The 18,570-nt window shown below is 35.8% G+C and carries 20 protein-coding genes and 2 pseudogenes; 2 read left to right on the top strand and 20 right to left on the bottom strand.

Annotated elements, in window-relative coordinates; genetic code table 11:
- Positions 1–50 precede the first annotated feature (50 nt).
- The 17 genes and pseudogenes from JFU18_RS09885 to JFU18_RS09965 form a co-directional block, all read right to left on the bottom strand.
- Positions 51–284, bottom strand: a pseudogene (locus JFU18_RS09885) (hypothetical protein); the annotation flags it as partial.
- 398 nt (positions 285–682) lie between these two features.
- Positions 683–1,054, bottom strand: a pseudogene (locus JFU18_RS09890) (hypothetical protein); the annotation flags it as partial.
- Between the two features lie 484 nt (positions 1,055–1,538).
- Positions 1,539–2,516 (bottom strand): HD domain-containing protein, encoded by a 978-nt coding sequence (locus JFU18_RS09895; protein WP_201034841.1) that lies wholly within the window; start codon positions 2,514–2,516, stop codon positions 1,539–1,541.
- Between the two features lie 133 nt (positions 2,517–2,649).
- Positions 2,650–3,756, bottom strand: a complete 1,107-nt coding sequence (locus tag JFU18_RS09900; RefSeq protein ID WP_201034840.1) for a metallophosphoesterase — start codon at positions 3,754–3,756, stop codon at positions 2,650–2,652.
- A 118-nt stretch (positions 3,757–3,874) separates the two neighbouring features.
- Positions 3,875–4,054 (bottom strand): hypothetical protein, encoded by a 180-nt coding sequence (locus tag JFU18_RS29835; protein WP_242486494.1) that lies wholly within the window; start codon positions 4,052–4,054, stop codon positions 3,875–3,877.
- 5 nt (positions 4,055–4,059) lie between these two features.
- Complete coding sequence (locus tag JFU18_RS09910) at positions 4,060–4,914, bottom strand: hypothetical protein (protein WP_201034839.1); 855 nt, start codon at positions 4,912–4,914, stop codon at positions 4,060–4,062.
- Between the two features lie 93 nt (positions 4,915–5,007).
- Entirely contained in the window at positions 5,008–5,274 is a 267-nt protein-coding gene (locus tag JFU18_RS09915) for a hypothetical protein (RefSeq protein WP_242486493.1), read from the bottom strand.
- A 164-nt stretch (positions 5,275–5,438) separates the two neighbouring features.
- On the bottom strand, positions 5,439–6,512 hold the full coding sequence (locus JFU18_RS09920) for a sulfate/molybdate ABC transporter ATP-binding protein (protein WP_201032656.1): 1,074 nt from the start codon (positions 6,510–6,512) through the stop codon (positions 5,439–5,441).
- Between the two features lie 12 nt (positions 6,513–6,524).
- Positions 6,525–7,382, bottom strand: coding sequence for a sulfate ABC transporter permease subunit CysW (cysW, locus tag JFU18_RS09925; RefSeq protein WP_201032655.1), 858 nt, complete (start codon positions 7,380–7,382; stop codon positions 6,525–6,527).
- 11 nt (positions 7,383–7,393) lie between these two features.
- On the bottom strand, positions 7,394–8,221 hold the full coding sequence (gene cysT, locus JFU18_RS09930; protein ID WP_002011198.1) for a sulfate ABC transporter permease subunit CysT: 828 nt from the start codon (positions 8,219–8,221) through the stop codon (positions 7,394–7,396).
- A gap of 21 nt (positions 8,222–8,242) precedes the next feature.
- Complete coding sequence (locus JFU18_RS09935) at positions 8,243–9,298, bottom strand: sulfate ABC transporter substrate-binding protein (protein ID WP_201034838.1); 1,056 nt, start codon at positions 9,296–9,298, stop codon at positions 8,243–8,245.
- 233 nt (positions 9,299–9,531) lie between these two features.
- On the bottom strand, positions 9,532–10,557 hold the full coding sequence (locus JFU18_RS09940) for an S-layer homology domain-containing protein (protein ID WP_201034837.1): 1,026 nt from the start codon (positions 10,555–10,557) through the stop codon (positions 9,532–9,534).
- 89 nt (positions 10,558–10,646) lie between these two features.
- Positions 10,647–10,898 (bottom strand): hypothetical protein, encoded by a 252-nt coding sequence (locus JFU18_RS09945; RefSeq protein WP_201034836.1) that lies wholly within the window; start codon positions 10,896–10,898, stop codon positions 10,647–10,649.
- A 185-nt stretch (positions 10,899–11,083) separates the two neighbouring features.
- Complete coding sequence (locus JFU18_RS09950) at positions 11,084–12,616, bottom strand: fatty acid--CoA ligase family protein (protein ID WP_201034835.1); 1,533 nt, start codon at positions 12,614–12,616, stop codon at positions 11,084–11,086.
- A 177-nt stretch (positions 12,617–12,793) separates the two neighbouring features.
- A complete protein-coding gene (locus JFU18_RS09955; RefSeq protein WP_201032651.1) occupies positions 12,794–13,219 on the bottom strand; it encodes a hypothetical protein in 426 nt (141 codons plus the stop codon).
- A gap of 146 nt (positions 13,220–13,365) precedes the next feature.
- Positions 13,366–14,355: a lipoate--protein ligase gene (gene lplA, locus JFU18_RS09960; protein WP_201032650.1), complete on the bottom strand. Its 990-nt coding sequence runs from the start codon at positions 14,353–14,355 to the stop codon at positions 13,366–13,368.
- 9 nt (positions 14,356–14,364) lie between these two features.
- The gene (locus JFU18_RS09965) at positions 14,365–15,099 is read right to left on the bottom strand and encodes an MBL fold metallo-hydrolase (protein ID WP_002140760.1); all 735 of its coding nucleotides are present in this window, start codon (positions 15,097–15,099) and stop codon (positions 14,365–14,367) included.
- Positions 15,100–15,301: 202 nt separating this feature from the next.
- Between JFU18_RS09965 and yhfH the strand changes: the two genes are divergently transcribed.
- A complete protein-coding gene (gene yhfH, locus JFU18_RS09970; protein WP_078184059.1) occupies positions 15,302–15,430 on the top strand; it encodes a protein YhfH in 129 nt (42 codons plus the stop codon).
- Positions 15,431–15,469: 39 nt separating this feature from the next.
- Here yhfH and JFU18_RS09975 read toward each other — a convergent pair whose 3' ends face one another.
- Together JFU18_RS09975 and JFU18_RS09980 are read right to left on the bottom strand one after the other, a co-directional pair.
- Positions 15,470–16,483, bottom strand: a complete 1,014-nt coding sequence (locus JFU18_RS09975; protein ID WP_002087115.1) for a LacI family DNA-binding transcriptional regulator — start codon at positions 16,481–16,483, stop codon at positions 15,470–15,472.
- A gap of 224 nt (positions 16,484–16,707) precedes the next feature.
- The gene (locus tag JFU18_RS09980) at positions 16,708–17,217 is read right to left on the bottom strand and encodes a GNAT family N-acetyltransferase (protein WP_201034834.1); all 510 of its coding nucleotides are present in this window, start codon (positions 17,215–17,217) and stop codon (positions 16,708–16,710) included.
- A gap of 149 nt (positions 17,218–17,366) precedes the next feature.
- On the opposite strand from JFU18_RS09980, the gene JFU18_RS09985 reads away from it, so the two are divergent.
- The gene (locus tag JFU18_RS09985; protein ID WP_201034833.1) at positions 17,367–17,708 is read left to right on the top strand and encodes a PH domain-containing protein; all 342 of its coding nucleotides are present in this window, start codon (positions 17,367–17,369) and stop codon (positions 17,706–17,708) included.
- 177 nt (positions 17,709–17,885) lie between these two features.
- Here JFU18_RS09985 and yknW read toward each other — a convergent pair whose 3' ends face one another.
- Positions 17,886–18,563, bottom strand: a complete 678-nt coding sequence (gene yknW, locus JFU18_RS09990; RefSeq protein ID WP_201034832.1) for a YknW family membrane protein — start codon at positions 18,561–18,563, stop codon at positions 17,886–17,888.
- Between the last annotated feature and the right edge of the window lie 7 nt (positions 18,564–18,570).

The following is an 18,570-nucleotide window of genomic DNA, read 5'->3' on the forward strand; positions in this document are numbered from 1 at the left end:
TGTAGAAAATAGCAGCTATTTTCTACACAACCTTTTTAATAATTTAAAACCTATATTTCACTAACAGAATCCGTGAATAAAGCGTGGAATACGTTAACTTCCCCCATACGTAAACATTCCGTTTCTATATCAGGAATTGCAGTTCTAGCAACCTCTCGTTCTACTCTTACAAATCCTTTTGTATTCATTAGTTTTTCAAATTCACAAATGGTATCCATTTCTACATCGATTGTTTCAAAAGTCCATTCCCTTACATCTTCATCATATGTTGTTTTTAATACGTATTGACACTCCCACCCCTAAAGGGGCCAGCTGACTAACGTCAGTGGGATTCTTGCTACCAAAGGCGAAGTCCATTTCTGGTATCGCTGACGTGCAAGATTGCGGTGTGCCATCACCACTCCCACAACAGACCATATAGGTTCGTGGGCTACGGTACTGTGACCATACCGTACAGATTGTTCGTTCTCAACTGTTTTTACGTCTTTTGCATGACGACTTAATACATTTTACGGAGTAGAAGAATTGGCTACCCCAACCTCATATGTATTCTGTTTTCAGAGAACAGTCGTTTTAGAGTCTTTTGCATGACTATGAATAAAGTATACCATGTTTCGCTATGCAAAAACGATGCTTTCATCCCACGTCTAAAGACGGACTAAAGTCCTGCGTGGGCTTTCCCGTATCGTAAATTCTGTAAGCTAACAAAAACCCCTAAATCAAGGCGCTCGCCTCTTGATTTTCGTATCCAATCAATATCATCATTTAACATCGGTTCTTTTCCATTTAGTAACACATTATATTCTAGACAATTATATAGGTTTAAATCTGTATAGTCTGACACGTGATAATCACAAAATGTTGACTCGATTAAAGACAAAATTTCCTTTTGAGAGCTTTCGTTTTTTATAAAACTCTCTTTCAAGTCTACAAACTTTTTATGCTCTTTGGACTCCTCGTACAATCCTTCTTCTTTCACAATATTTTTCGGAAAGAATTTGTAAACTGTTTCTTTTAATTCATTCATCATTTCAGGTTTTGCCGTTTTAACCATTCTGTAAATCCTCCTATGCTAAAAAGAATTCTCACCGCAATAAAGAATCATACCCTAAATATGTTATTAATTAACAAATAAATTATATTAAAATAAGCAATATGATTCAATTCTGTTTTTTAAAAATTTTTCTGTTATAATGGCTGATTCCGAACATTTTATTTATCATAATATGAAAATTACAACAAAAAACGACAAAAATCTTTAAATTCCCTTAAAAAATATAACAATCCATATACAAAGAACGAAAGATTCTAAAGCGATTATTGAAAAATATATTATTTTTGTCACATTAAAAATTAGTACTTTTTTCACAAATTATTTTTGATGGAAAACTTTATAAAAAAATTTTTTTACTATAAAAGGTATTTCTCTGGTAAAATATTATAGTCTCGTAAAAATGCAACACATTTTCATACGAACAACCCTTTAATGCGAAAAGGTGTCATCATAATTGATGACACCTTTTCCTATTACAAATAAACTAATTAGAAATCACTTTCACATATATTCCTCTTACCGCTTTTTCATAAGCGATATCGCTCATCTGTCTTATTTTTTCTGATACGGCCGACGACTGAATAATTTTCCCTTCACGAAGTAACGGCGGGTCAATGAGACGCACTTTATTTTTCTGATGTAGATCATACTCATTTCTATCTTCTTTTACTTCTATACTTGGATGAACTTTTCTTAATAAAGCATCTACTTCTTGATCTTTACATAGCTGCAATTTCGATATAAGCTCATGATCTTCAAGAAGAAAATCGTCTGGATGGATTATCTTTTTATGAAGAGCTAACTTTAACGTTTTAACTAACATATCGTTTCCATAAATATTAATTGGTTTCATAAAGAAATCAATTACTTCTTTGTAATACGTCTTCGTAAACCATTCTGCAATTTCAATATTTTGAAGAACCATTTTCCCATCTACTTCGATTAAATCCTCTAAAAAACTATGAACTTCTTCTAAAGAAATATATCCATATGTTAACATATCCCGTAATGTGTAATCCACTCGGTCTGCACATAATTCTGGTGCAGATTTTTCCAGTAACGTCCACTTCGAATCATCTAACAAAATATCTTCATAGTTATAACCATGTTTTGAAAGAATCGCCGGGATTTCCGAGTTTTTCACGACAGAACTAAATATTTCTTCATGATAACTTTCATTTTCGTTATCAAAAACGTAATCGATCACATGGGAAAAAGCAGTATGCGATACATCATGCAGTAAACCAGCAATCTGTTCTTCTACTGAACCACCAAGTTTTTTAATTAACAACATAGTACCAACTGAATGATCAAAACGTGTTACATTCCATTTCTCATTCATTAAGTAACTTGCTCCGGCCTGATGGACCCCTTTCAGCCTTTGCACAGGTTTACTTAAAATTAATTCTTCTAACACTTTATCTACTTTAAACTCACCGTATATGACATCTAATATGATCACTTAAAATCCCCCTTTTCAAGCAGAGTCTTCTTATAGTATCTCTTTTTTCAGAGAGTAAATAAAGAACTTCACTCGAATATTTTGTACCTTTAAATTAAAAAATAGAGAGCACTCAGCTCTCTATTTCACAATCCTATTCAAATGTAACTTCAACCTGCACAATCTCAGATCTACTTCCCAGTCTAAGCGGTGGTCCCCAGAATCCAAATCCAGAAGAAACAATTGCGTGGAATGCACCTTTTTGTGCATATCCCCAGTCTAGTTCGTACATTCTTCTCGTCACAATATGGTTCGGCGCCATTTGTCCGCGATGCGTGTGACCGGATAATAATAAATCAACGCCGGCGTCCGCTGCTTGTTTTAATTCAAATGGTTGGTGATCCATTGCGATAACAGGAAGCGATTTATCTACCGTACTCATTAGATTTTCAAAGCTTTGACGATCTCGCTCTGTTTTATCCCTTCTTCCAACGAGATAAAAATCATCTTCAATTGTAATGACTTCATCTAAAAGAATACGAATATCAATCTTATCCATCTCTTGTAAAAACTCAGGAACAGCTCGGCCGTAATATTCATGGTTTCCTAACACACCATATACGCCTAATGGAGCTTTCATCTGTTTCATGATTGGTCCCATATTTTTCTGAATGAACACACCTGGATGATCATCGATAATATCACCCGGCAGTAAAATAATATCGGGTTTCATTTCATTTACATGACGAACGAGTCTCTTTAAATGAGCAACTCCAGACAGTTTACCGAAGTGCATATCAGAAGCCATCGCAATGCGTAAACTTTTACGCCCTTCTACTTTTTTCGGTATATGTACATCATACTTTCTTACAACCGGGCTATACGCATTAAATACCCCGTATGCGAAGATAAAGAAAAATACGAGTAAAGTGACTGCCCCTGTCCAAATAATTGCCGTCTCTTTCTCCACTGAAAACTGTAATAATAAGACGGCAATATCGGCTAACGGCAATAACATAAGCGCGTATTGTATAACCGCAAACCAAATTGAACCGACTGTTCGCAGGAAAGGAAGGAATTTAAGCACTTGTACGAGAATATACGCATATGAAATGAAGCCAACTACGAAAGCGTAATATCCCCAAGATTCCCAGCCGAACACCGTACTGAGCCAAACCCATCCGTTCCAGCCGATGTAAAACATAAGTAGTGTGTATACAATTAAAATAGTGAATATATTGAGATAACGAAAACTTTTCACAGCCAGCCTCCTTATTGATTTCTTCTATTATAACTTGTTATGTACCAATAACATAAATATTAAGCGTTCCAAACGGACCGTAATAAGCTGCTTTATCTGCTACAGCACAAAGTTATTTTTACAGGTTTTCTTTATAGTAACCTGCTTTTCTAGCAGCTTTATTCACATATTCCTTGTTATAGGCTGGCCTATTTTGCTGTTTATAATTATGTTTACCTGTAGAATACCAAAGATAAAACCTGCGTATAAAGACAATCCTTTCTCTTAACATTGCAATTCTCTTTAAACGTTCGTTCATGTTTATCATCCCCATATATTAAGTAACTCAACATAGTACAGTGTGTCATCCGTCTGAAAATACATAACAGATCCGCGGCTGTAATAATTAACAAATTGAATCGGCTCACCTAGTTCATTACAAGGATTACTATCATACACATGATTATTGTTTAAATCATAAACAACCAACTTTTTATCTCGAGTAATGAATACTACTTTACCTTGAACAACCGCAAAACTTTCCGACCATATTTCCATCGTTACATTTATTTCATTCCACAACATATGAAAATTTTTATCTTTCATTTGAACTAAAGGAAATTCTGAATAATAATAGAGCCAAACGTCTCCATCTATAACGTTCATTGCATAACAATCATCTATAGGAGGTACATTAAACCTTTCTACATATTGATCATAATTATTAAAAATCAATTTACCTGTAGGATCAAAAGCAACTATACCATTTACTCCAATTGGGCACTCTCCGAAAACCCCTTCATCACAATAACTAACCCATATATCTTCATTCACATCAACCTGACAATCTTGAATCCCTTCGCCGGCATAAAACTTACAATGTTCACTTCCGTCCGAATTATAAATAACCGCATTATCATCTTCATAATTAAATATAAGTAACCATTTCTCTCCGATTCGTTGCATACATCGCACAGATTCAACATCGATATCTACGTTTAAATTGAATTTACTTATATTCACATTATTTTTATCCAAATAAATAATACAAGGTTGATCAGTATTATCTTGTACTAGTAAAATCACATTTTGTTTATAATCCAAACTCACTTTTTTTAACTGATAAGCTTCAACAATATCCTTAAAACTTACTAACTCTTTACATACAATATCTTTCATATAGATGAAAATCCTCTCATTGATTCTAAACATAAAAAATAAGTTTGACGCTTACGCTTACTCTCTCAAAATCTATCTGTAATTCTAAAAACTTTATATTTCCAAATTGTTACTCACAATCGTTAATACTGCTCCATCATATTGAATAAACGCACACGCCGATGAGGGGACTAATGTGATTTTAGGAACAAAGCAATTCCCCATTACATACTCTATAATCCTGTTTTGATTTAATTTTTCAAATTCAATATCAACCTTTTCCCCAAAACAAACTACAGCTAAATTATTTTGAGATACCAAAACAGTTTCCCCATATATATCTTCTCTTACATAAAAACCATTTTTATATTTTAAGTTCATAAACTACTCCTCAACTATATTTCACATAACAATAAGATAGCACAGTAAAACAAAAAAGAGTTCATCCAAAAGACATTTTGGATGAACTCCTTTTATCGATAGATTGCTACTATTACCATTTTTTGTTATCAATTCATTTTAAGTTTATTTACAATACCACTCGCCTAAATAACAAAATCCTCCGGAATAAACACCTTCACTTCTCTCGGATGTACGTATACAAACTCACCTGTTTGAATGCCTAGTTGTCTAAACTGTTCTTTACTAATTTCTGCTTCTAAATACTCATCTGTTCCGTCGCGCTTCAATTCTACATATACGACAGGGCCAACTGCATGTGAGTATGTTACTTTCGCCGGGATGGCATCTATACTTTGTTTCGTACGATCGATTGATAGGTGATGTGGTCTTACATATCCCACTCCGTCTACGTTTGAAACGTGCTTATGCTCTGGTGCTTCTAGCTCCACCGATCCTACATTTAGTTTACCTTTATGAACGCGGCCGTGAAATAAATTCACGTTTCCTAAAAAGTCATATACGAACGGACTTGCTGGTTTTTCATACACTTCTTCCGGCGTTCCCATTTGTTCAATGCGTCCTTCATTCATTACAACGATGCGGTCCGCAACGTCTAGCGCTTCTTCTTGGTCATGCGTTACGAATACGCTCGTAATTTGAAATTCGTCATGTAGTTTCCGGAGCCATCTTCGCAATTCTTTCCGTACTTTTGCATCAAGTGCACCAAACGGTTCATCTAGCAATAAAATTTTCGGTTCGACTGCAAGTGCCCGGGCTAGTGCGATACGTTGGCGTTGTCCGCCAGATAATTGCGCTGGATAACGTTTTGCGAAACCATCCATTTTTACTAGTTTCAATAGTTCTGTTACTTTTTCTTTTATTACTTCAGCTGAAGGTCGTAAGTTTTTCTTTCTTACTTTTAAACCGAAAGCGACATTTTCAAATACATTCATATGTTTAAAAAGTGCATAGTGCTGGAAGACGAAACCGACTTGCCGGTTTTTCACGCGAATATCAGTTAAATCTTCTCCATCAAATGAAATGGAGCCTCCATCCGCTTCTTCTAGTCCTGCAATAATTCGTAATAATGTCGTTTTCCCAGAACCTGATGGGCCTAATAAGGCAACAAGTTCTCCTTTTGGAATATCCAAATGAATGTCTGTCAGCGCTTGAAATGTACCATATTGTTTTGATACATTTTGAATTTGAATACTCACCGCACTCACTCCTTATTGTCGTTTTTCCATTCTCCATTCAATCCAGTTTTTTATAACGAGCGTAAAAACTGCGATGAGTGACATTAAAGTCGCCACAGCGAACGCTGCTGAAAATTGATATTCATTGTACAAAATTTCAATGTGAAGCGGCATTGTATTTGTCATGCCGCGCACGTGACCAGACACAACGGAAACTGCTCCGAATTCACCAATGGCCCGGGCGTTACATAAAATCATTCCGTATAATAGACCCCATTTTATATTTGGCAATGTGACGCGCCAAAACATCTTCCATCCGCTTGCGCCAAGTGATAGAGCCGCTTCTTCTTCACTCTTTCCTTGCGCCTGCATAACCGGGATTAATTCACGCGCAACGAACGGAAACGTAACAAATATCGTCGCAATGATAATGCCAGGAACAGAGAAGATGAGCTTTATCCCGTGTTCCATTAACCATCCGCCAAGATTCGCACGAGGTGTGAAAAGTAAAACGAATACTAATCCTGCAATGACTGGTGATACAGCAAACGGCAGTTCAATAAGAGATAATAATACTTGCTTTCCTTTAAACTGAAACTTCGTAATAAGCCAAGCCGCTGCTATTCCGAATATCGTATTCAGCGGCACAACGATTAAAGCAACGAGAAGTGTTAACCTAATTGCCAAAAATGCTTCTTGATCTGTTACTGCGGCAATATATACATCAATTCCTCGTTCGAATGCTTTCATAAAAATTGTCACGAGCGGCAGTAATAGAAAGAGAGATAAAAATAAAACTGTTATCGTAATGAATAGAATGGGTACAAACTTAGATTCTTTTTTAACTGATACGCTTTTTACTATTTTCTTTTCTAATAATGTTGGTTCCATTTTCTCCCCTCCTATTCACTTTTCAGTTCATGCCTTCTGCTCCAAGTTTGAATCATATTAATAAATAGTAGGAAAAGGAGAGAAATAATAAGCATCACAGCCGCTACAGCTGTTGCGCCTGCATAATCATATTGTTCGAGTTTTGTCATAATCATAAGCGGTGCAATTTCTGTTTTCATTGGCATATTACCTGCAATGAACACGACAGATCCATATTCCCCTAACGCCCGAGCAAAGGCGAGTGAAAAACCAGCAAGCAAGGCCGGGAATATTTCTGGCAAAATGATTTTCACAAATATTTGAAAGCGTGACGCCCCTAAACTAGAAGCTGCTTCTTCTACTTCTTTATCAATACTTTGCAGCACTGGTTGCACCATTCGAACGACAAATGGTAAGCCAATAAACGTAAGTGCAACAATAATGCCGAGCTGGGTAAAAGCTACTTTTATATGAAACACACTAAATATTTTTCCAATAAAGCCATTTTCTGCATAAAGCGTCGTAAGTGTAATACCAGCTACAGCAGTCGGAAGAGCGAATGGTAAATCGATTAGTCCGTCTAATAACCGCTTCCCTGGAAATGTGTAGCGAACGAGTACCCAAGCAATTAATAAACCGAAAATGGCATTTACGATTGCCGCTGCAAGTGAAGTTGTGAAACTTACTTGATACGAATGCAACACGCGCTCACTCGTTATAACCCCAGCAAACTTCTTCCAGCCTAGCTGCGAAGTTTGAATAAATACGATAGAAAGTGGTATAAGTACGAATAAGCTCATATATAGCATTGTAAATCCAAGAGATAATCCAAACCCTGGTAAGACACGCTTCTTCCTCATATAACGTCACCTCATCCCCCCTTATTTTTTATACATTTGATCGAATACGCCGCCATCATTAAAATGCTTTTCTTGTGCTTTTTTCCAGCCTCCAAATAGTTCATCAACTGTAAATAATTGAACTTTCGGAAATTGTGATGCATACTTCTCTGCTACTTTTTCATTACGAGGGCGATAAAAGTTTTTCGCCGCAATTTCTTGCCCCTTTTCTGAATACAAATATTCAAGATATCCTTCTGCTACTTTTTTCGTTCCTTTTTTATCAACGACTTTGTCTACAACTGCTACTGGCGGCTCGGCAAGTATACTAATCGAAGGTGTTACAATTTCGAATTTATCTTTTCCAAGTTCTTTTTGTGATAATAACGCTTCATTTTCCCAAGCGATTAACACATCACCAATTCCTTTTTCAACGAAAGTTGTCGTTGCCCCGCGTGCTCCTGAATCTAGTACTTCCACGTTTTTATAAATTTGACCAACAAATTCTTTCGCCTTATCTTCACTATTGTTATATTTCTTCAGTGCATATCCCCACGCCCCTAAATAGTTCCACCGTGCTCCCCCAGATGTTTTTGGGTTTGGTGTAATGACAGACAAACCTTTTTTCGTTAAATCATCCCAATCTTTAATTCCTTTCGGGTTTCCTTTTCTAACAAGAAATACAATCGTTGATGTATACGGAGTAGAATTATCCGCAAGTCGCTTCTGCCAATCTTCTGCTAGTTGTTTCTTCTTACTAATCGCGTCAATATCATAAGCGAGCGCTAGTGTTACAACGTCTGCTTCTAAACCGTCAATAACGGAGCGTGCCTGACTTCCAGATCCCCCGTGTGATTGCTTTACATTTACTGTTTGACCATGCTTCTCTTTCCAATACTTCGCAAAGTCTTTATTGAAATCTTGATATAACTCACGCGTTGGATCATATGAAACATTTAAAAGTTCGACTGTCTTCTTATCTGCACTTCCTTCAGAATTGTTAGTGGATGTTGCCGAACCACACCCTGACAAAAGGACAAATGCTGATAATAAAACACCTGTACTTTTCATTAATGCTGTCTTACTCCACTGTTTCATATATAAAGCCCCCTTAGTTTGTACAATAGAAAAAGGCACACAATCTATTCACAAAAGTGAACGTTGTGCGCCTTCAGTTTCTCTGATGAGCTTCTATTGTATTCTGTTTGATTTCTTTTTATTTTAATTCCGTAATTCACATGTGTCAACTTGGAATTTAGAATTATTATATAAGAAACTTCATACAAGTTAAAAATCAGCGGGAATGGAATCCCACTGATTTTAGTTTCGATTTATTTCTTTAACTTATCAGTCTTCGCAATAAATTGAGCTGCTTCTGCGCGGCTTACCGCTTTATCTGGAGCCCAGCCATTATCTGTTCCAACTGAAATGTTTTCTTGGATTAAAATATTGGCATACTTCGCACCCCAATGATCTTTTAAGTCAGCAAATTCTTTTGGTAGTTTAATATTTTCATTTCTTTCTAATTTATATGCATTCACAAGCATAGAAGCCATCGATGCACGGTTAATTAGCCCGCTCGGATTAAAGTTACCCTTATCATCACCTTTTACAATGCCAGCTTTTTCAACTGCTGCGATGTAAGGTGTAGCCCAATGATTTTGAGCATCGCGGAATGATGGCTTCGCATCTTTATTAATTTCTAACCCTAAAACAGTAGCTAATATTTTTGCTGCTGAACCACGATCGATATTTTCAGCTGGTGCAAATGTACCATCTGGCTTACCGTGTACTGCCTCTTTGTCTACTAAATATTGAACTGACTCTTGTGCCCAAGTCGGTACATCTGAGAACTTAGATTTCTTTTCAATTGCACTCGCATCGATTTCAAACTGCACTTGATATTTATGATCATATTTAATTGCTGGAATTAATATATGCATTTGCATATTATATTTTTTCGAGAACTCATCGATTTCAAATTGAACAACTTTCGTACCATTATTTGTTTTATCTTCAGAGATCACTTTCACATCATGAAATGTCCCCACTTTATTAGTATCTTCTACTTTAAGATACTGGAAATAGCTACTATCTTGAACTGTTAACGTAACGATTTTTTTATCACCTTGAATTGTTACTTTTACATTTTTTAAATACGTAGAAGCAACAGATGTTTCATTCGTTTGATCTTTATACGTTTTTAAAATAACGTCATATGTACCATCTGCAAGTTTACTATTTGCTTTCATTTCTACTGCCGCTTCTGCTTTCGCAATCGGTGCCATAATACCACTGAATGGAACTGCTAAAGTTGCTGCTATAACGAACGCATTAACATATTTTTTCTTAATCATTATCAATACGACATCTCCTTTTATATGAATATACCCAACATAACTATCATATTGATAATGATTATCAATGTCAAATAAAATTAATAATACTATTTCCTACATAAGTACGCCTTCCGCTCATTTTTAAAAAGTAAATAATGCGCCGTGTGAACTTTTCTTTCCAAATAATCAATAGAATACGTGCTCGATGGATCAACTAAATCACCTATCGCACCGGAAAGGTGATCAATTACCTTTTGCAATGTTTCTAAGTTCTTCTTTTCACTCTCCATATTCATTTCATCCATAATGTCACAAATAAGATATTGTACTTTCCGTAAGCGTAATTCCTTCTGCTCCACGTATATCTCCTCCTTATTAGCAATATTACGTTTTAAATATATGGGCTTATAGCTTAACCAATTCTAAAAAATAAAGTGAGACTTTAATGAGTAGGGATTTTGTCCATCCACACGAATCGAGCTTTTACAGGACAAAAAGATATCCATCTCTATACATGTAGTCATAGTGATGGATATCTTTATTTTTACACTTGCAATGCCTTCTCTCTCAGAGCTCTTCGTAACAACTTACCAGTTGTATTCTTCGGCAATTCTGTTAAAAACTCAATGCTCTTTGGCACTTTGTATTTCGCTAAATGCAGCGTGCAGTAATGCGTAAGCTCCTCTTCTGTTACGTTCGTTTGCTTCAGAACGACGTAAGCTCGCACTGCTTCTCCTAAGTTTTCATCCGGTACACCAATTACGACAACTTCAGCCACAGATTCGTGAGTATATAATACTTCTTCTACTTCACGAGGGTATACGTTATAACCACCAACTAGGACGATATCTTTTTTGCGATCGACGATATAGAAGTAACCTTCTTCATCCATTTTCGCTAAGTCACCTGTATATAGCCAGCCGTCTTTAAGTGTCGCAGCTGTATCTTCTGGCGCATTATAGTAACCCTTCATAACGTTAGGTCCGCGAACAATTAGCTCCCCAACTGCACCGACAGGTACTTCTTCCCCAAGTTCATTCACAATTTTATTTTCTACGTGCCAAATATTTGTACCGATTGATCCTGGTTTACGAGGACGATCTAACGGGTTAAAACAAGTAACTGGTGATGCTTCTGATAAGCCGTATCCTTCTGAAACAATCACATCAAAACGTTTTTCAAAGTTTTGCAGAAGGGCAACAGGCATTGACGCACCACCTGAAATACAAAGGCGAAGCGTCTTTACATCTTCTGCGCTTGCTTCTTCAAATAAATATAAGTAATTGTACATCGTCGGCACACCTGCAAAAATCGTTGGTTCATACGTACGACAAATACGGAATACTTCTTTCGGACTAAACTTCGGTACCATTAAAATCGTTGCCCCGTTCACAATCGGCGCATTTACTGCAACTGTTAAACAGAACACATGGAACATCGGCAATGCCGCAACGACGCGATCATCCGCAGTATATTGTAAATATGACGCAACATCGCTTGCGTTACTATATAGGTTTTTATGTGTTAACATAGCGCCTTTTGGCTTTCCAGTTGTACCTGAAGTGTATAAAATAACAGCTACATCTTCTTCATCTAGTTCAGGACCTTCGTAAGTTATATCTCCAGTTCCTATAAAACTAGTAAACGTTTTCATTTTTTCCGTTTCTGTATGAGTAAAATCTGATGAGGTTTCGCATATGATGATATTTTCAAGTGAAGGAAGTCTTGTTGTAAGAGATTGTATAACAGGTAGAAGGACGTCGAGTACAATGATTGTTTTTACATCTCCATTTTGTAATATGTAATGTATTTCGTCTGCTGTATAAATTGGATTAATCGGAATGACAGTTGCTCCGGCTTTCATCGTTCCGTATAAACCTACTAAAAAATGTGGTGAATTGCCTACAGCTAATGCGACATTGTCCCCTTTTCCAATGCCCATTTTTGCTAAATTACTAGAAAACCTAGTGACCACTTTGTTTAATTGGTCATAAGAGACCGACTGATCCATAAATATGTACGCCGGTTTATCCCCCTTCTTTTTTGCCGTTTCAGCCAAAGATTGAACGAGATTCACACAAACCCCACCTTTATAAAATTTAGAATATTTAAAAATTCTAAATTAATTATATTAAAAGAAAATTAAAGTAGCAAGTGATATTCCATTAATCGAATATACATAAACCACTTTCTTCCAGAATACTTTAGTAAGATACGAGAATTATATGTGAAAGAAACAGGTACAAACATATAGTTAAACTGTAGCTAAAATCATTGTAGGATAATATGCACTCATCTTTCCCCTAAGTTTTTCACCTTCCTCTTTATTTAAAGCCGTATACTCTCCATACAAATTGAGAGCGTCCGCTCCATTTTCATGCAAGTAGACTGTAACATATAGTCTCGGTAATCCTTTATTGTCTTCATCTATCGACAAGACAACATCTGGCGTTTTACCAACGCTACTAAACGTTTCATTTCTTTTCCATTTCTTATTTTGAAACATAGTTTGTATATCATTTATTTTTTGTTTGTTATTTGTATGCGTATAATATATGACATTATCCTTCGCTGGCTTTCCAATAGACAAAGTCGTACGGTTTGAAGAAGTTTCATCGTTACAAGCTGTCATTCCAATAACGAAGCTGATCAATAATATAAAGTGTATTATCCTTTTCATTTCGATCATCCTCCTTTAATTATATATACTTCCTTTATAATAAAAGAATGTCCTGCTAGTAGATGTTTTTAGGGACGCTTTTAACGGTAAATGAATTCATAATAAAAAAAGCCATCCCAAAAGATATTTTGGGATGGCTTCTTCTTTTAGAAGAATAAATGTAAGAAATCTTCTGTTGTAATATTACCGAAGTAGCGTGCGATATCTACGCCTTCTAAAGCTACAGTGAATGCATCTTTATCAAATTGTGCGCCTGTTAGACGCTCTTCAATGTCATGAACATCTAGTGAGCCGAAGAAGTCACCGAAAATTTTACATTCTGTTACTGTTCCTTTTTTCACTTCAAGACGAACGTCAACTTGTCCAACTGGGAAGCGGTGTGAATGTTGTAAGTTGAACTTCGGAGATTTTCCGTAGTTCCAGTCCCAATTTTGGTAGCGCTCTTCAGAAAGTTTATGGATTTCTTTCCAATCATTTTCTGTTAATTCGTACGTTGGAATTTCTGTCTCACCTTCGAAAATTGTTTCTAGAAGAAGTTGTCTAAACTCTTCTGTCGTCATTTTTTCGTTTAAGAACTCTGTAATGTTCGCAACGCGGCTACGGATTGATTTAATGCCTTTTGATTGAATCTTATCCATTTTCACTTTAAGTGCTGATACGACGTGATCGATTTCAGAGTCAAATAGTAACGTACCATGACTGAACATACGACCTTTCGTTGAGAACTGCGCGTTACCTGAAATTTTTCTACCTTCAGCTAAAATGTCGTTACGACCACTTAGTTCTGCATTTACGCCTAATTTACCAAGCGCTTTCGTTACAGGTTCTGTGAATTTTTTAAAGTTGCTGAAACTATCTCCATCATCTTTCGTAATAAAGCTGAAGTTTAAGTTTCCTAAATCATGATATACTGCGCCTCCGCCTGATAGACGACGAACGACATGAATTCCTTGTTCTTTTACGTAATCTGCATTAATTTCTTCTACTGTGTTTTGGTTTTTACCAATGATAATCGAAGGTTTGTTAATGTAGAACAGTAAATATGTTTCGTTAATATCTAAATTCTTCACACAATATTCTTCAATTGCTAAGTTTATTCTAGGATCTGTAATCCCTTTATTATCAATAAATAACATCGTATCACCTCATGAATTCCATACGTAGCCACTATGCGCTAGCGTAATATGGCCACTGAAAATTTGTTTTGCTTCTGTTACTAAATCAGATGGGTTGCCTGTATGCGGTAAGTGCGTTAATAAAAGTTCTTTTACATTTGCATCTTTCGCAATACTTGCTACTTCTGTACTATTCATATGCCCTGCTTTTGCAGCCTCTTGATGTGCATACATATTACATTCACAAATGAAAAGATCAGCATCTTTTGTGAACGGAATAAATTCAGGAATATAACTTGAATCTGCACTGTATACAACAACATCATCGCCAGCTATAATACGCATCGCAAAGCATGTAACAGGATGAACAGTTTTTAAGAATGAAATGGAGAACGGTCCAATTTGAAGTGTTTCTTCTGGATTGTACGCGATTCCTTTCGTATGCGGTTCATGCGTTAAAGAATGGAATCCATTCTCATCAAACGAATGACCGTATATTGGTAACTCCGGTAGTTGTCCTTTTGTCACACTCGTAATTAATCTTGCATATTGCAGCACCCCAATGTCTGCAACATGATCATGATGATAGTGTGACAGTACAACTGCATCTATATGAGATGGTGTTATATATTTTTGAAGCTGTGCTAGTACACCACTGCCACAGTCTACAAGTAAACGAAAACCATCGTGTTCAAACAAATACCCCGACGTTGCTTCTCCCGCTTCTGGAAAGCCGCCCCAAAAGCCGACAACAGTCATCTTCATATGTATCCTTCCTTTCTAAAACCGCGTAGGAATGCCGTTTTTTCCGTACTTGAGAAAGTTTTTTACTTACATCCTACATTGTTAACTATAATCCATTTCCTAAACTTTTTCATTAATTTTCACTTTTGTTATAAAACAGTTGTTGACTTTTGTTATTTGTACTAATACAATGATAGTAAGAAATGGAAATGGAGGGATTGACATGATCGATCAACCAATGGAGTTTTTCCGAAATTTACCGACGAAAACTTGTTCTCATTGCGGAAAGGAAATTGATGAGCAGCACGAAGCATACCATAACAAATGTGACGATTGCGTTCACGAAGAATAGTAGTTTGTAAACATAAAAAAACCTAGCAGACATAGTCTACTAGGCTAATAACATCGTATCCTTCATCGTTGAACCTTTCACCAAGAGCTCCAGTTCAAACTCATACAATTCTTTTTGTCGATAATTTTTCGTATGGATTTTATCCATCATTAAGTCGACAACTTTTCGGGCCATCTCGTCGATTGGTTGTTCAATTGTCGTAATACCTGGCTCTGTAATCTGCGCTAAAATTTGATTATCAAAACCGATCACAGCGAGATCTTCTGGAATACTCCAACCATGGCGTTTCGCCTCTGAGATAATTCCAGCTGCAACCTCGTCGCCTCCTGCCAAAATCGCGGTAGGATTTTTTTTGTCCTTTAATACTTCATTGAATATTCGTTTTCCATCATCCCAAGAGAAAGCGTTTTCAAGAAAATCGATCGCTTCCACTTCTCTACTCTTTTCAGTAATAGCGCGTAAAAAGCCCATTTTTCGCTGTTGGCTCACTACTTTCGTTTCGTTGCCACGGCAAAAAATCAGATTACGATAGCCTTGTTCTAATACATGATTGGCAGCTATGTATGCACCCTGTGCATGATCGAACTTCACTGTTGGAACATTTGCTTCCTCAATATATTCATTACATAACACGATTGGACCGTGTTGCAAGTATGGCTCCACATTCTCCCATGGATTTTCTAGTGAACATAGAATAATCCCATCTACTTGTTTCGTAGATAATAATTGTAAATACTCCATCTCTTTTTCCGGTAAATATCTTGTTTGACAAATAATCAGTTTATATTTATGTTCAGAAGCAGCAATCTCGATTGCTTCAATAAATCTACTAAAAAAAGGATTTGTAATCCTTGGAACAAGCACCGCAATTGTTTCTGTTTTTTGTTTACGAAGCCTTCTCGCCGCAGAATTAGGAACGAAGCCTAAATGCTTCATTGCTAATTGAACCCTTTTCTTCTTCTCATCTGAAACATAGGGATGATTATTGATCACCCTAGAAACCGTTGTCCTTGATAACCCCGCTAATTTCGCCACGTCCTCGATAGTCGACACGAAATTTCCCCCTTTGCATGAAAACGTTTTCTTATCCTGATTATATAGTATATTATTGGAAACTGCAATATAGGTTCTTATGATTTTACTATATTAATATTATACATAGGGAAAAGTCTGTTAATGGCAGGGAATTACACACTACTTTTAGAATTTCACAATATGCATATAAAAAAAGATGTACATACCATAACGCATATACACCTTCTTAATTAATAAGAATTCTATTCAATATAAAAACCCATCAATACGTCGTCTCCATATGATCCATCTTCATATTTAATTTGCTTTCTTTGCCTTCCTTCTTCTACAAAGCCAGTTCGTTTATACACTTTAATTGCCCTATCATTAATAGAAACTACACCTAAGCAAATTTTCTCTAAACCTTTCTGCCCTTTAGCCCAACTAATAAGAAATTCAATTAGTTTCGTACCAATGCCTTGATTACAATACGCCTCCCTAATCCCCATTCCCATTGTACCTGCATGTCGTAAGCGTTCTAGTTCATATCGTTTGAAAACCAGAAAGCCAACCACCTTACTATCTACCTCGTAAACTATATAAAGGTTGCCTTTTTCACTACTTGTCTGTAACTTTTCTCTTTCTGAATCAATATCATTTGGTAATTTATTTGGAGATGATATAAAAAACTTTGTAGTAGTTTCTGATAATATAATTTCTTTTCTAATATCCATAATTGATTCCGCATCAACCTCTTTTGCTAATCGTATCACCGAATCACCTCGTACCTTTTTCTTTTAAAAATAATATTGGAACTATCAAACTAAGAATCTCTAAAACGCTCAATATGCAACATTACATATTGAGAATCTTTTCACTTTTGATACAATATCCTTACATCTATATAAAAGGAATGCATAAAATGAATCCAATTTTAACAGCCGCAAAACAACTATTACATAAAGACGACGTTATTATATCTACTTTAAATTGTTCACTTACTGACTATATAAATACGCATAAAGTCCCATATCCAGGCATGCTACTTGCTACTAATAGAAGACTTCTCTTTTTTAGCCAATATAAAAATACATTAATTGCCGAATTTGAGTATGAAAAAATTGTATCTATAGAAACGAAGAGAAGAATCTTTGATAAAAAAATAATATTTTATTATGAAGATGAATATATAACGGTGGGATACATTACAAGTTCAAATATTGAAGAATTCATAGACTTACTACAAAGAAAAATGCAAGACTAGCGCGGGCTACTAATCGGGCATTTACGGGCTGTTTTGATCTCCCACCTAGCTTCTTTGCTCCAGCCGCATTTTGAGGTGGGAGTTTTACTGCCCGGCAAATAGCGGGATAAAAGGTGGTTTGTCCATATCCAAACCACCTTTTTCATACAAGCTTATAATTATACTTCCCACCTATCCTTACGCTTTAGATATTTCCTGCATAAACCCAGCTATGCTCGCTAATAAACTAGTGAAAACGAAAAGTACAATAATAAGAGGGATAAGTTTGTCTTTATTTAAATTCGTTATCGTTTTTAAACCTATTCCTAATAAAACGTAATACCAAATATTAAATATATCTATTCTTTGAGCGATTGTATGCAAGATCATATTATCTGTTGCTATTGCACCTAAACCTGTATAAGATATCTCATACCCACTTAGAGAAAATGCAATTAATCCGTTTAAAATCATCCCTAATCTTAATACAAACGAAGCATAAATAATTACCGGGAATGTTTCTTTATAGTTAATATCAACTCCAAAGAAAATCATAATGTTCTTATAGAATATAGGTGCAAAAAGTATAGCTACGATTCCACTGACTGCTGAAAATCCAAATGTAGTAAAGAAAGTTATGTATTTCGGAACAGTAAATCCCGTTTTATCATGAAACATACTGAGTGCAGGATTATTTAAAGAATTCCAAGACATTAAGGCACTTGAAATTATAATAAGCACAATTAAAAAGGCTAGTGGAAAGAATATATTTCTTTGATTCTTCATCCTTTTGAATTGTAGTGTTGGTGAAGTGAATATCCCAATAATCGATGGTTTTCCCGAAATCTCTTCCTGTATAAGACTACTAGCTTGCAAGAAAATT

Source organism: Bacillus sp. TH22, from assembly GCF_016651015.1.
GTDB lineage: Bacteria > Bacillota > Bacilli > Bacillales > Bacillaceae_G > Bacillus_A > Bacillus_A mycoides.

Coding starts and splice junctions, on each gene's coding strand:
- JFU18_RS29835 (WP_242486494.1), bottom strand. CDS start 4,054: ATGAACGAACGTTTAAAGAGAATTGCAATGTTAAGAGAAAGGATTGTC.
- JFU18_RS09910 (WP_201034839.1), bottom strand. CDS start 4,914: ATGAAAGATATTGTATGTAAAGAGTTAGTAAGTTTTAAGGATATTGTT.
- JFU18_RS09915 (WP_242486493.1), bottom strand. CDS start 5,274: ATGAACTTAAAATATAAAAATGGTTTTTATGTAAGAGAAGATATATAT.
- cysW (WP_201032655.1), bottom strand. CDS start 7,382: ATGGAACCAACATTATTAGAAAAGAAAATAGTAAAAAGCGTATCAGTT.
- cysT (WP_002011198.1), bottom strand. CDS start 8,221: ATGAGGAAGAAGCGTGTCTTACCAGGGTTTGGATTATCTCTTGGATTT.
- JFU18_RS09935 (WP_201034838.1), bottom strand. CDS start 9,298: ATGAAACAGTGGAGTAAGACAGCATTAATGAAAAGTACAGGTGTTTTA.
- JFU18_RS09940 (WP_201034837.1), bottom strand. CDS start 10,557: ATGATTAAGAAAAAATATGTTAATGCGTTCGTTATAGCAGCAACTTTA.
- JFU18_RS09955 (WP_201032651.1), bottom strand. CDS start 13,219: ATGAAAAGGATAATACACTTTATATTATTGATCAGCTTCGTTATTGGA.
- lplA (WP_201032650.1), bottom strand. CDS start 14,355: ATGTTATTTATTGATAATAAAGGGATTACAGATCCTAGAATAAACTTA.
- JFU18_RS09965 (WP_002140760.1), bottom strand. CDS start 15,099: ATGAAGATGACTGTTGTCGGCTTTTGGGGCGGCTTTCCAGAAGCGGGA.
- yhfH (WP_078184059.1), top strand. CDS start 15,302: ATGATCGATCAACCAATGGAGTTTTTCCGAAATTTACCGACGAAAACT.
- JFU18_RS09985 (WP_201034833.1), top strand. CDS start 17,367: ATGAATCCAATTTTAACAGCCGCAAAACAACTATTACATAAAGACGAC.